At 68.8% G+C, this 14855-nt stretch carries 6 protein-coding genes; 4 read left to right on the top strand and 2 right to left on the bottom strand.

The genetic code is table 11. The features are described 5' to 3' along the window. Position 1: 1 nt before the first annotated feature. From ACFQY2_RS02850 to ACFQY2_RS02840, 3 genes are read left to right on the top strand one after another with little or no spacing between them, the layout of a single operon-like run. Positions 2–1081 carry an ABC transporter permease gene (locus ACFQY2_RS02850; RefSeq protein WP_378744107.1) on the top strand — a complete coding sequence of 360 codons (1080 nt, stop codon included), beginning with the start codon at positions 2–4 and terminating at the stop codon, positions 1079–1081. Positions 1082–1130: 49 nt separating this feature from the next. Further along, positions 1131–2138, top strand: a complete 1008-nt coding sequence (locus ACFQY2_RS02845; protein WP_378745015.1) for an ABC transporter permease — start codon at positions 1131–1133, stop codon at positions 2136–2138. Positions 2139–2152: 14 nt separating this feature from the next. Further along, positions 2153–3862, top strand: coding sequence for a dipeptide ABC transporter ATP-binding protein (locus tag ACFQY2_RS02840; RefSeq protein ID WP_378745014.1), 1710 nt, complete (start codon positions 2153–2155; stop codon positions 3860–3862). 61 nt (positions 3863–3923) lie between these two features. Here ACFQY2_RS02840 and ACFQY2_RS02835 read toward each other — a convergent pair whose 3' ends face one another. Continuing rightward, the gene (locus ACFQY2_RS02835; protein WP_378744106.1) at positions 3924–6665 is read right to left on the bottom strand and encodes a LuxR C-terminal-related transcriptional regulator; all 2742 of its coding nucleotides are present in this window, start codon (positions 6663–6665) and stop codon (positions 3924–3926) included. A 233-nt stretch (positions 6666–6898) separates the two neighbouring features. Between ACFQY2_RS02835 and ACFQY2_RS02830 the strand changes: the two genes are divergently transcribed. Next, the gene (locus ACFQY2_RS02830; RefSeq protein ID WP_378744105.1) at positions 6899–13576 is read left to right on the top strand and encodes a DUF6923 family protein; all 6678 of its coding nucleotides are present in this window, start codon (positions 6899–6901) and stop codon (positions 13574–13576) included. Positions 13577–13658: 82 nt separating this feature from the next. On the opposite strand, the gene ACFQY2_RS02825 is transcribed toward ACFQY2_RS02830, so the two are convergent. Then, positions 13659–14855 (bottom strand): hypothetical protein, encoded by a 1197-nt coding sequence (locus ACFQY2_RS02825; protein WP_378744104.1) that lies wholly within the window; start codon positions 14853–14855, stop codon positions 13659–13661.

Raw genomic sequence — 14855 nt, 5'->3', positions numbered from 1 at the left:
AATGGCCGTCGACATCGGCGAGGCTCTCGTCCCCGTCCAACCCCGCAGCCGCTCCAACGGCGGAGGACTGTGGCGCTACATCCTGATCAGGCTCCTCCTGATCATCCCCACCGTGCTCATCCTGGTGAGCACCGTCTTCTTCCTGATGAGGATCACCGGGGATCCCATCACCGCAGCTCTGGGCGGCCGCCTGCCCGCCGACCAGCTGCAGGAGCGCATCCACGCCGCCGGCTACGACCGCCCGCTGTGGCAGCAATATCTGGAATACCTGGGTGCCGTCGTCCGGGGTGACTTCGGTGTGACCATCACCGACCGCCGACCCGTTGTCGAGATCCTGCTGCAGTACGGTTCGGCCACCCTGGAACTCGCGATCTACGCGCTGCTGGTCGCGCTGCTGGTCAGCATCCCGCTCGGGCTGGTGGCCGCGTACCGTCGCGACCGCTGGCAGGACGCCGTGCTGCGCGTGATGGCGATCCTCGCCTACGCGACGCCGATCTTCTTCGCCGGACTGCTGCTCAAGCTCATCTTCGCCGTGTGGCTCGGCTGGCTGCCCGTCTCCGGGCGCGGCAACACGCGCACCGAACTGCTGATGGCCGGACTCGACACCCCGACCGGCATCTACCTGCTCGATGCGATCCGCCTGGGCAACAGCGCGGCCATCGCCGACGTGCTCCAGCACGCGATCCTCCCGGCGATCGCACTCGGGCTGCTCACCGCCGGCGTGTTCCTACGGCTGATCCGCACCAACGTGATCGGCACGCTCGGTCAGCAGTTCGTCACCTCCGGCCGCTCCCGCGGTGTCAGCGAGTTCCGTCTCGTCACCAAGCACGCCTACCGGCCGGCTCTCATCCCCATCATCACCGTGATGGGCTTGCAGATCGCCATGCTGCTCGCGGGCGCCGTGCTCACCGAGACCACGTTCGAATGGAAGGGGATCGGCTTCATGCTCGCCGAGTACCTGAAGTCGCGCGACTTCGTGGCTGTTCAGGGAATCGTCGTGATGATCGCCGTGGTCGTCGCGGTGACCAACTTCATCGTCGACATCGTCGCGGCGTTCATCGACCCGAGGGTGAGGTACTGACATGAGGAGAGTCCGTGAGCCTGTCGGAGGGCACGACTCCCACGACGAGATGCCGACCCTGCAGACGTCGGCGCTCGCCGCCGTTCCGCCGCGCAAGAAGCACTGGAGCGAGAAGGTGCCCGTGCTCTCGCAGCTGCGGCAGAGCGTCGGTCTGCAGCGGGGGATGCTGGTCACCGGTCTGGTCATCACGGGGCTGTTCATCGTCATCGCGGTGCTCGCCCCGTTGATCGCTCCGTACTCCTGGGCGCAGCAGCAGACCGCCGACGACATCTCGTTCGGCACGCAGCAGGCGCCGAACGGCCTGAATCCGCTGGGCACCACCGTCTCCGGCTTCGACGTGCTCTCCCGGGTGCTCTGGGGCGCCCAGACGGCACTGCTCGTGATCCTCGCGGCCATCGCGTGCTCGATCTTCATCGGCATCGCTCTGGGACTGATCTCGGGCTACTTCGGCGGATGGCTCGATCGCATTCTGGTCGTCGTCGCCGACGCGATCTACGCCTTCCCGTCGCTGCTGCTGGCGATCGTGATGTCGATCGTCATCAGCCGAGGACAGTCCACCCTCGTCGGCGGCATCATGGCGACCGCCATAGCGATCACCGTGGTGTTCGTTCCGCAGTACTTCCGCGTGATCCGCTCCGAGGTCGTGCGGGTGCGGGCCGAGCCGTTCGTCGACTCCGCCAAGGTGATCGGCGTGCCGACCTCCCGCATCCTGCTGCGCCATGTGCTGCGCAACTCCACACGGTCGCTGCCGGTGATCATCACGCTGAACGCATCCGAGGCGCTGCTGACGCTCGCAGGACTCGGATTCCTCGGCTTCGGCATCGAGGCGACCGCCGCAGCCGAGTGGGGCTACGACCTGAACCGTGCGATGCAGGACGTGACCAGCGGCATCTGGTGGACCAGCGTGTTCCCCGGTGTCGCGATCGTGCTGGTCGTGCTGGGCGTCACCCTGGTCGGTGAGAGCCTGAACGATCTGAGCGACCCGCGACTGCGCATGCGTCGCCGCGCCGGCTCGAAGAAGAGCGCTCGCACCACGAGCGAAGGAGCGCAGTCGTGAGCGGTACCGGACGGATGGATGTGGATGTGGCGGAGATCCGCGACCTGCGGGTCGTGTTCGCCACCGACGATGAGCCCGTCGAGGCCGTCAAGGGGATCTCGCTGACCGCGCACGCCGGTGAGGTGCTCGCGATCGTCGGGGAGTCCGGCTCGGGCAAGACGGTCACGGCGAACACGCTGCTCGGGCTGCTGCCCGAGACGGCGACCACCTCGGGTGCTGTGATCATCCGCGGTCGTGACGGCGGCGAGACCGACATCGTGCATGCGTCGCACAACCGCATGCGGCAACTGCGCGGACGCGATGCCGCGATGGTGTTCCAGGAGCCGTCCACCGCGCTGAACCCGGTGTACACGGTGGGATGGCAGATCGCCGAAGGGCTTCGCGCGCACACCCGGATCTCGAAGAAGGATGCCAGGGTGCGCGCCATCGACATGATGCGACGGGTCGGCATCCCCGACCCCGAACGACGCGTCGACGACTATCCGCACCAGTTCTCCGGAGGTCAGAAGCAGCGCATCGTCATCGCGATGGCGCTCGTGCTCGATGCCGGGCTGATCATCGCCGACGAGCCGACGACTGCGCTCGACGTGACCGTGCAGGCAGAGATCCTCGAACTGCTGCGCACCTGTCGTGACGAGTTCGGCGCGACGATCGTGCTCATCACCCACAACATGGGCGTGGTGGCCGATCTCGCCGACCGCGTCGTCGTGATGTACCAGGGCGACATCGTCGAGCAGGCTCCGGTGACCGAGCTGTTCGCGCACCCGCGCGAGGAGTACACCCGCAAGCTGCTCGCGGCGGTGCCGCACGTGGGGCGGGGCAAGTCGTCCCTGGCTCCGGCGGCTGCCGCCGCCGTCACCGCGGTCGGTGAATCCCACGCCGCCGCGGCCGTCCCCGAGGGGAGCCTGATCGTCGCGTCCCGCGCCGAGATCGGCTACCCGGGGCGCTTCGGGCGCAACGCGGTGGTGGCCGTGAAGGGCATCGACTTCCACGTCGGCCCCGGTGAGGTCGTCGGTCTCGTCGGCGAGTCCGGTTCCGGAAAGACCACGATCGGCCGGGCCGTCGTGGGGCTGACCACGGTGCTGAGCGGCTCGCTCACGGTGCTGGGTCAGGAGATGCGCGGCGTCAAGAGCCGCACACTCACCCCTCTGCGCCCGCAGATCGGATTCGTCTTCCAGGATCCGGCGACGAGCTTCAACCCGCTGCTCACGATCGCGGAGTGCATCGCCGAACCGCTGATCGTGCACGGGCGGGCGTCGGGCCTGCAGGGCGCGCGACCCCGCGTGGACGAACTGCTGGATGCGGTGCGGCTGCCCAGGAACTTCGGGGAGCGCTATCCGCACGAGCTGTCCGGCGGGCAGCGTCAGCGCGCGTCGCTCGCCCGTGCGCTCGCGCTGGATCCGAAACTCCTGATCGCCGACGAGCCGACCAGCGCTCTGGACGTCTCGGTGCAGGCGACGGTGCTGGAGCTGTTCGTGCAGCTGCAGGCCGAGCTGGGTTTCGCATCGCTGTTCATCAGTCACGATCTGGCCGTGATCGACGCGGTGTCCGATCGGATCATCGTGCTTCAGCAGGGCCGCATCATGGAGCAGGGCACGGCGGCGCAGGTGCTCGGCGACCCGCGCGACCAGTACACCCGCGAGCTGCTGACCGCCCTGCCGGTGCCCGACCCCGTGGCCCAGGCCCAGCGCCGTGCCCAGTGGCAGGCGGTGCGCCGGAGCTGACGGGGACCTCGGCAACCCGAGGTTCCGGCCGCCGGCCGACGATGATCGCCGGCCGGCGCGCTCATTCCTGTGTTCGCGGGTCGGGTCGGCGATCGTGGGACATCATCATCAGTCCCGTGCGCCGCGCGAATGCCACGGCCTCCTGCCGATTCTTGACCTCGAGCTTGCGGTAGACGGAGCGCAGCTGGGACTTGAGGGTGTTCGTCGACACCGAGAGCGCGTGGGCGATCTCCGGGAGTGTGAGATCGCTCGCGAGCGCGGCGAGTACGTGCTGCTCGCGTCTGGACAGGGCGACGATGATCTCCGGTTCCGGGTATCTCGGCGACCGATCCGGAACCTGATCGAGCAGAGCCGGCCGGTGCGAGGCCAGCGCGATGAGATCACTCCGCGTCATGGATGCGAAAGGCAGCCGGACTCCGACCTGCTCGGCGATGTCGGCCGCCTGGTCGAAGCGGTTCTGCGCCTCCGTGCGATCGCCTGCACGGAGGTTCGATGACGCCGAGATCAGCAGCAGGTCGATGCGGTCGCGCCACGGCAGGGAGGCGCTGTGGGCATACCGATCGGCGATCGCCGCGGCCTGGTCCCAGCTTCCCGTGAGCAGCAGCGACCTGCTCTTGGGCACCTGGAGGCGCCTCGAGCGGCGCAACCGCCCGGATGTCAGCAGCGCCAGCGCCTCCGAACCGTGTCCCGAAGCCAGCAGCAGCTCGGCCTCCAGCGCAACGAGCAGGAGGACCATGGCGTCGCCGATCGGAGCCTTGAAGCGCTTCTCCGCACGGCCCTCGCGGAGAGTCAGCAGCGCGGATTCCGGGCCACGCCGCTGCCAGTCGATGTGAGCACGCGCCTCGAGGACGAAGGGCCAGTACTCCATGGCGGGCCAGTGCGGATCGGTGCGCCGCAGCGCGCTGTCCGCGGCCTCGGGGTCGAATCGTTCCAATGCGGTCCACGCCTCGGCGATGTGCATGCTCACCGCGAAGAAGCTCTCCTCGAACCCCGGCGGTGTGCCCAGTTCGGCGACCGTCTGCAGCACGGCGCTCGCGCGGGCCCGGTCGCCGCGGCGAGCATGGGCGAAGGCGGTGAGTCCTTGCAGGTTGGACTGCTGGAACCACGACATCGGATGCTGCTCGCGCACCGTGTCCAGTGCCAGCTGCTCGGCGGCATCCAGTCGATCCATGAAGCTGAGCGTGATCACCGTCTGCGTGCGGAAGAGCAGCATGGCGGGATCGAGCTGTCCCTCAGGATCATCGACCGCCTCGAGCATCCGCATGAATCGCCGGAGCGCGACGGAGACCAGCTCGAATCGGCCCGCCAGGCGCAGCGCGATCGTCAGGATGCCCTGCACCCAGACCTGGTCCGGCGTAGGCGCCCGTCTACTGGCGCCGCGCTGATGCTCGAATGCCGCCACCGCCGCGAGCAGCATCCGCACCGCCTTGGTATGACGGCCGGCGCTGTAATGCGCGATGCCGCTCATCAGCATGAGCAGTGGTTCCTGTCTGAGAACCGCGCGGGGGATGCCATCGAGCGCGTCCGGGTGCAACCGCAGCAGCACGATCACGTCGAACATGTCCGATCGCACGCATCGTCCGGCCAGCGCCCATTCTCCCGCGCGGATCGCGGCTTCGAACGCCGAGGCGGACTCCCCCCGGGTGGCGTGCCAGAGGGCGAGCCGTCTGAAGGCCTCCCGGGTGCGATCGTCGTCGAGCTGATCGCGGAGAGCGAGACGAAGCGCCGGGTGCAGCTGGTACTCGGGTGGGTCGGAGTCGAGTCGCCACGTTCCCATGCCGCGCACCTCCAGCTCGCGCAGCAGTGGATGAGGGTCCAGGTCGACGCCGAGCGCCGTGGCCTGCTCCAGATTGAACGTTTCACGTATCGACGTGGCGGCGAGCTGATCCAGTCCCTCGAGGTCGCTCAGCGAGTGCAGCAGCCGCGTGCTGACATAACCGGGGTCGAATGTCGACGGCTGGGATGCCGGCACGCCGAGGACGGCGGGCTTCCCGTTCGTCGGGGCCGACGCCCCCTTGAGGTGCCGCTCCAGCACGGCACGGATCCCGAACGGCCAACCGTCCAATTGCGCACCGAGCTGCTGCAGCTCTCGCTGGGATGCGGTGACGCCCAGCCGTGCCGACAGCTGCCGGACCTCCTGATCGCTGAAGCGCAGCGCGGCCGCGTCCACGACGAGCATGTCCAGCCGGCTCGCTGTGGCAGCGGTGCCGATCTCGGAGAGCACCTGCGTCGCGACCACGAGCCGCAGGTTGTCCGTCCGGGTCAGGAGGTCGATCAACTGGCGCTCGACATCCGTCCCGCTGAGCCGCTGGAAGTCATCGACGACGAGTGTCGCGTGCGCACGCAGGGAGGCGAAGGCTCGCCGCACCGAGGCGCTCAGCGCGTCTGCGTGAGCCTCGCCGGCGCCCGCCCGCGCCGGTTCGGCGTCGATCAGGCCCGCACGGGTCAACTCACGCAGGGCATGGCGCCAGAACTCGGTCGAATCGTGGAACGGCTGATCGGCGGCGATCCACACCACCGGCTCGTGATGCGCCCGTCCCTGAGCCCACAGCGCGAGCAGCGAGGTCTTGCCGAACCCTGATCCGGCCTGCACGACCGTCAGCGCGGGCGCGGGTTCGGCGTTCAGCAGTGCGACGAGTCTCTCGCGTTGGATCAGCCTCGCCGAGACCCGGGGCACGCCGGTGAACCGGCTCCGTGCTCGATGCTCTTCGCCGTGCTCACGCGCCGCGAAGTGCGTGCTTCCCTCCGGTCGTCGCGCCTCGACGCGCGTGTGAACGTGTTGTCGATCCGTGTCGTGGGTCACCTGTCCGCCGTATATCGTCTGTCAGCGCAACTTCCCCTCGCGCCGCAGCGTCCCCCGGCGACAGTCAAGCACAACCTGTGCGCCTACCGCTCGGCTCACGGGAATCGGCGCCGGAGGGGTGAAAAGCGGGGTGAGTTCCCGACGCCCTGGCGTCGGGCGAGCTCGCGCACCGATAGCAATGGAGTGACGCGCGGCGAGGCCGCGCGTGAATTGTGCAGTCCTGAGGGGGACAGATGATCAGGCAGAACCGTGCTCGCATCACACGAGGACGTTCGCGACGGAGCCGGCTGGGCGTCACCACCCGCAGCCGCTTCGTCTCAGGTTTCGTCACCGCACTGCTCGTCGGAGGCGCCGGGATCGCAACGGCAGCGCCCGCGATGGCCGCCGTGCCGACCGCGGCCACGCCCACCGTCGACGCCGCGCTTGCGCCCCAGGGCGCGGGCCAGCTCCTGCCACTCGCCAATGCGCCCGGCAACCCCGGTACGCCCGGCGAACCGACGGCGCTCTTCGAAGAGGACTTCGAGAACACCGACGGCACCACGCCGGTGGTGCTCGACGACTACGAGAGCGTCGACGGCCACACATACACCGCGGCGGCCGGCTGGCTGACGAACTGCAACGGCGTGATCGTCAACTTCGGCATCCCGTACACCACTCTCGCCAACTGTGCGAACCCGACCAGCTCCGCGAACCTGCGTCAGCTGTCCTATGCACTCGGCGTCCACGCCGGTGGCACGGCCGAGACCAATGACGCCGTCTCGGCGTTCACCGAGGGCAACCCCGGTGCGAACCTGGTCGAGTTCGAGACGGAGAACCCGATCCCGCTGACCAGCGCGTCCGGCCGGTTCCTCACCTTCAGCGTCGACGCGGCGGCGAAGAACTGCGCCGTCTCCGCGCCCGGCTACCAGTTCTCGTTCCTGTCCGAGACCGGTACACCGACTGCTGTCGGCGGCGTCATCAACGCCTGCGAGTCGACGAACACGGTTCCCGCGCCTGAGGTCGGACCCGTTGCGGCCGGAGCCATCAACGTCGACACCTATGCCGCGAACGACTCGATCCTCTTCGACGGCTCGTCCCTCGGCATCCGCATGGTGAACACGAACGGCAGCGGGGTCGGCAACGACGCCGCCTTCGACAACATCCGCATCCTCGACGTCACCCCCCAGCTCGACAAGGGCTTCAGCCCCGCACGCGTGCCGGTCGGCGGCACGTCGACCCTGACACTCACGGTCACCAACACGTCCGAGCTCGCCGCGAAGAGCGGCTGGGGCTTCACGGACGAGCTGCCGGCAGGCCTCACCGTCGCCTCCCCTGCAACCGTCGGCGGCACCTGTGTCGCCGACGTGACCGCTCCCGCCGGAGCCGACTCGGTCGCCGTCGCGAACGGCACGCTCGCCGCAGGCAGCGCATCGTGCACGATCACCGTCCCGGTGACCGCCGACACGGCGGACACCTACAGCAACGGCGCGGACAACATCACCGGCGAGACCGGCATCGATCTGCCCGGGGACTCGAGCGTCGAGTTCTACACCCCCGGTCCGTTCGTGTGCACCTCGGGCGCCGGCGGCATGCTCTTCCAGTACCCCACCGGACCCACCATGATCCAGGACATCAACATGGTCACCGGTGAGTACGAGACCGCGCACACCCTCGACGGCGTCAACATCAACGCCGTCGGCTACAACGTGCTCGACGACTACATCTACGGCTGGGACACGACAGCAGGCGATCAGAGCATCGTCCGCGTCGCCTCGGACGGCACCGTCACGCGGCTCGGAATCCCCGCAGGCGCCGTGACCACCACGGTGGTCGGCGACGTCGACGCCGACGGTCAGTACTGGGTTCTCAATGCGACCACCTGGAACAAGATCGACCTCGCTCCGGGATCGCCCACCTACATGACTCTGGTCGATTCCGGCACGAGCGCATTGCCCGCCGGCCTCACCACTCCGGGTGTCGACTGGGCGTATGTCCCGGGCGGTGGAGACTACCTCTACTCGGTCGGCCAGGGCACGGGCGGGCAGGCGCACCTCGTGCGCTTCAACCGCAGCACCGGCGTGCGCGACATCGTCGGCTCGCTGGGACTCGGCGTCGGCACGTGGAGCTTCGGCGCCGTGTACGCCGATGCGAACGGCTATCTGTACGCTTCGAACAACCCCACCGGCGTGATCTACCGCGTCGACGTTCAGAACGCCACAGCCGAGGTCTTCGCCCAGGGTCCGAACTCTGGAACGAACGACGGTGCGCGCTGCGCATCCTCCCCGATCCTGCTCGACTTCGGTGACGCCCCGGCTTCGTTCGGCACCACGCTGAACGGCGACGGCGCACGCCATGGCATCCTCGGCTACGACGACACCGCGCAGACCGCTCCGGTCATGCTCGGTGCGAGCGTCGATCCCGAGGACAACGGTCAGCCCGGTGCCGCCTCCGTCGGCGATGACGAGAACGGCGCAGACGACGAGGACGGCGTGGTGTTCAACCCGACGCTCGGCTACGCGACCCCGACACTGCGCACCGGACTGGACCTCATCTCCCAGCAGCCGCGGCAGAACACGCTCGAGGTCACTGCCTCCGCGGACGGGTTCGTCTCGGTCTGGGTGGACTGGAACCAGAACGGCGCGTTCTCCGACGATGAGCGGGTGGCCAACGCCCAGCCCGTGACCGCCGGCACGAACGACGTCACCTTCGCACAGGGCACCAACCCGACCGGCATCCACAGCCAGGTCCGCGTGCGCTACTCGACGGATGCGGCATCCATCGCCCTCCCCACCGGCCCGGCGCCGGACGGCGAGGTCGAGGACTACCGCGCCCAGATCGAGCGGGGCGTCCTGCCGAACATCTGCTCGGCCGACGGCGTCGACTACTCCGCCTTCACCTTCACCCAGATCACCGACATCGTCGGCGCCGGCGGGGTGGGCAGCACCGCGCGCTACACCGACGTCAGCGTCGTGGACGGCACTCCGGTCGACATGGTCGTCGAGGTCCTCGCCGGCGGCATGGCACCCACCGGCTCCGCCCCGAACGGCTTCCTGATCGGCAACGGCGGCATCTTCGACACCGACGACGCGCAGTGGCAGATCAACCGGGATGCGACGATCCGGTACACCTTCTACGAGGCGGGCACGACGACTCCCATCGAGGTCAACGCGGTCTTCACCGTGAGCGACCTCGACGGCGGCGTGAACAACGAGCGCGCCACGTTCAGCGCCGCTGATCTCTCCGGCTATGCGATCTCGGACGGCAGTGCGGTGACCATCACCGAGGACGCCGGCAACGTGGTCTTCAGCGGGAACGGCAGCTGGAACGGCGACCCCGAGAGCCGCTTCCAGGTGGCGTTCACCGAGCTCAGCACGCTCGACGTGCACTGGCAGGGAGCTCCGAATTCCGGCTTCGGGTTCGACGGCGACGGCGACCGCGCCATCGACCCCGCGTGCTCCGACTTCGGTGACGCGCCGGTCGGCTACGGTACGCTCGCCGCGGACGGCGGAGCCCAGCACGAGATCGTGCCCGGGCTCACCCTCGGTACGCTGATCGACTTCGACGCCGACGGCCAGCCCTCTCCCTCCGCGCTCGGCGACGACGACAACCGTCTCGCCGACGAGGACGGCGTCGCGGACGAGATCGTCGCGACGGTCGGCGACGAGACCGTCGTCACGGTCAGTGCGACGAACAGCACCGACGCCGCGGCGACTCTCGCAGGGTGGATCGACCTCGACGGCAACGGCACCTTCGATGCAGGCGAGCTCGTCACCGTGACGGTGCCGGCCGACAGCGGAACGGCGGACTACGAGCTGATGTTCCCGGCCGCCACGACGCTCGATGACACGTTCGCCCGGTTCCGGCTGTTCGCCGGCGCCGTGGCAGCCCCGCTCCCCACCGGTGCGGCGGACGGCGGCGAGGTCGAGGACTACGCCGTGACGGTGCTCGACCGCGACCTCGCGATCGTGAAGTCATCGGACTTCACCGCCGACTCGCGTCCGGGCGACACCGTGGAGTACACCATCACGGCCACCAACACCGGTACGGCCGACTACACGACGACAGACCCCGCGGTCGTGTTCGACGACCTGGCCGGCGTCCTCGACGACGCCGAGTACAACCGCGACGCGACCGCGACGAGCAACGGCTCCGATGCGGGTCCGGTGGGATTCCTCCCGGACTCCTTCCTGTCGTGGTCGGGCGCGCTTGCGGCGGGTGACTCGGTGACCATCACCTACACGGTCGAGCTGACCGGTGGCGGAGACGGTACCGTCCGCAACGTGGCGTGGGAGCCGAACGTGCCGCCCACACCGGGCGTGCCTCCGACCGTCATCCCGACGTGCGACCCGCCTTCGAGCGACGGCACCGATCCCGTCACCGGCGAGGCCTGCGGCTTCGTCGAGAACGCGCTGCCGAAGCTGACGATCGACAAGACCGCGGACCGCACGGACCTTCCTGCGGACGGCGAGACCGTCACCTACACCGTCACCGCGACGAATGTCGGACCCGGCGTCTACACCGCTGACGCTCCGGCGACCGTGACCGATGACCTGTCGAACGTGCTGGACGACAGCACGTTCGGGGAGATCGTCGCGCCTACCACGGGAGCGGCACTGAACGGCGAGGAGCTGACCTGGAGCGGCCCGCTCGGAGTCGGTGAGAGCGTGCAGATCGAGTACACGGTCGTCTACGACGCCGACGCACCCGATGGCGACCACCTCCTGGTGAACGCCGCGTGCGTCCCTGTGGACGACGCTCTCGACGCCGACGCGGCCTGCGACGTCGTGCAGGTTCCCGCTGCCGCGCTCATCATGTCGAAGAGCGTCGACCCGGCGGACGGCACGGCGGTGGAAGCCGGCCAGGAGGTCACCTACACGCTCTCGTTCGAGAACAACGGACAGGCCCCCGCGACCGTCGACGCGCTCGATGACCTCACCGGGGTGCTGGATGACGCGGAGCTGACCGACGGACCCACCGCGGAGGCGGGCCTCGCCGCCACGCTGACCGGTCAGGAGATCGAGGTGACCGGCGAGGTGCCGGTCGGCGAGACGCTGACGGTGAGCTACACGGTGGTCGTGCACGCCTACGCGGACCAGGCCGATCACCGGCTGGGCAACGTGCTCAGCAACGGTGACGGCACCTGTCCGCCGGTCGGATGCGAGGAGACCTCGAACCCGATCCGTCACTTCTCGGTGACGAAGACGTCCGACGCGGCGGCCGACGTGCAGCCGGGCGACACGGTCACCTACACGGTGACGGTGACGAACGACGGAGCCGCCGACTACACCGCCGGCCACCCGGCCGGAGTGTCGGATGACCTCACCGACGTGCTCGACGACGCGACCTACAACGGCGACGCCGCAGCAGTGGCGTCGGACGGGTCGATCGTCCCGCCGCCGGGCTTCACCGCACCGCAGCTGGACTGGGCGGGCGCCATCGCGACCGGCAGGACGGTCACGATCACGTACAGCGTCATCGTCACCAATCTGGGCGACCACGACCTGTCGAACGTCGTGACTCCGGTCTGTGCACCCGGCGTGCTGTGCGACCCTCCCACCGAGGTGACCACCCTGCTGCCGAGCATCACCCCCGCCAAGACGTCTGACCCGGCATCGGGCGAGGCGCTGCAGGCCGGTGACGTCGTCACCTACACGCTGAGCTGGACGAACGACGGTCAGGCTCCGGGTCCGCTGGACTCGACCGACGACCTGTCCGGTGTGCTGGACGACGCTGAGCTGACCACGGCTCCGACGGCGAGCTCGCCCGACGTCGATGTCGTGCTCGACGACGCGGCCCAGACGCTGCGGGTCACAGGCGAGCTCGATCCCGGTGCGACGGTCACGGTGACCTACCAGGCCACCATCCGTCCCGACGGAGACCGGGGCGACAACATCGCGGGCAACGTGCTGACGCCCGACGTACCGCCGTTCTTCTGCGCGGAGGACGACCCGGACTGCGACCCGTTCGTGCCGCCGGCCACCACGCACCCGCTGGGTGAGCTCGACGATTGGAAGACCGTCGATCCCGCCTCGGGCACGACGGTGCGTCCCGGCCAGGAGATGACCTACACGCTGCACTTCGCCAATACCGGTGAGGCGGATGTGGACGTCGCCCGTGACGATGTGCTGACGATGGTGCTCGACGACGCGACGGTGACCGCCGCTCCGACGGCCTCCGACTCGGCGCTGACGGTGTCGACGATCGTCGACGGACGCTTCACGGTCGCGGGAACGCTTGCCGCAGGGCAGGACGTCACCGTGGCGTACACGGTCACCGTGAACGAGGACGGCGCTCGCGGCGACGACCAGTTGGGCAACTTCCTGGTCGACGAGGGCGACGTGCCCCCGACGGACTGCACACCGACCGATGACGAGCGTCCGGACTGCACGGTCAACTTCGTCTCGAACGTGGTCGTGTCCAAGTCGGCCGACCCGGCATCGGGTACCGCCGTCGACTACAACCAGAACGTCACGTACACGCTGTCGTTCCGCAACGTCGGAACGAACGCGGGCGCCGGGGCGGTACCGGTGGACTACACCGATCACCTGGTCGACGTGCTCGACGACGCCGTCATGACGATGAGTCCGATCCCCTCGGACCGCAGCGTCCAGGCGGCTCTGGCGGGCGACACCATCCGGATCACCGGAGCGGTGCCGACCGGTGAGGTCGTCACGGTCACGTACACGGTCACGCCGAAGGCGTACGACGAGCAGGGCGATCACGTGCTCGGCAACGTCGTCGCCGTCACCGGCACCGACCCGATCTGCGCACCGGACAGCCCGCTGTGCACCACGCACGACATCACGCCGCCGCCGCCGCTGGCGACGACGGGTGCCGAGGCCACCTGGTCGAGCGCGTTCGCGGCGCTGCTGCTACTGATCGGCGGTGCGCTCCTCGTGGTGACCGGCCGCCGTCGCCGCATGGTCGTCTGACGCTCATCGCACAGGGATGCCCCTCCGTCCGGATCGGACGGAGGGGCATCGTGCTGTCCGGGGCCCACCGACCCGGGGCCGATCAGCGCAGGAAGAGGGCGGTGAGCACGCCGAAGAGCTGCGGCACGAATCCGAAACCGAGCACGACGACGATGATGACGACGGTCAGCCAGGAGAAGCTCTTCTTCAGTCGTCGCCCCTCGAGCGCGACACCGGGCGGCGGTTCCAGCATGCCGGCGGGAGCGGCGAACGGGAGCGGGCTCGCAGCGGCGCGGGGCGGCAGCGGGGCGCCCGGCGGCAGCGGGGCGTCGGGAGAACCGGTGTGCGCCTGGACCGCACGGGACTGCGCCTCGCGGAGACGGTCGTCGCGCCAGCGCGCCCATTGGTCGAACTTCGTCATCAACGCGCCGACCGCTCCGAACAACCAGGCCCAGGTGGCGGCATCCGTCGTCGACGCCGGACGCTGCATATAGAGGAACATCCAGTCGTCGACGATCTCCACGTCCAGTTGCGCGGCGTGGTCGACGAAGCGCGCCATGATGTCGGGAGTGAACAGGTAGAGCGCGTCGGCCTCGTACCCCCGCGGGCAGTACAGGGTGAAGTACCGGTCGAAGTCGCCTTCGAGCGACAGGCGCTGGTCCCGCGAGAACGACGCGGGCAGATTGGTGCCCAGGGCGTTGTTGCCGAGCGCGTCGAGCACGATGTTCGGCAGCGGAACGTCCAACTTGACGGCCACGTACCCCCAGTGATGGGTGGTGCGGTTCTTTCCCGACCCGGTCGTGTACTGATAATTGCCGAACTCCACGAAGCGCGGTTCGTAGCCCCGCAGCAGGGACGACGCCCTGCGAGAAGATCCGTTCTGGAAGATCATGCCGGGAAGGGGCGGGTCATCGACCGCGTGCTCGTAGACCATCCCGTTCGCGGCGGCGAAGCGCGAGAGCCGGTACGCGGTGGCGCGGCTGCTGCGGTAGGCGCGGATGCCGAGCGGAACACCGATCGCGGCGATCGCGACGATGACGAGCATCGGCACGGTGAACACGAAGGCGACCGGTCCTGTCTCGCGCAGCGCGAACATGCTGAACACCGAGACCCCGATCAAGGGCACGGCGATCCCGATGCCGATCAGGCCGATGAGAACCCCCACGATCACGCTGCTCGCGGATGTCGGATGCTTCGCCTTGGTCTGGCGCCAGAACTCCGCCGCCGCGCGGGGATCCACCGGGTCGGTGAGCGGCCGGGTGTCGAACGGATGGGTCCGCGCCTGCGGGGAGTTCGTCAT

Source organism: Microbacterium sp. GCM10027623, assembly GCF_042666935.1.
GTDB lineage: Bacteria > Actinomycetota > Actinomycetes > Actinomycetales > Microbacteriaceae > Microbacterium.
This window is presented reverse-complemented; position numbering and strand designations above follow the sequence as displayed.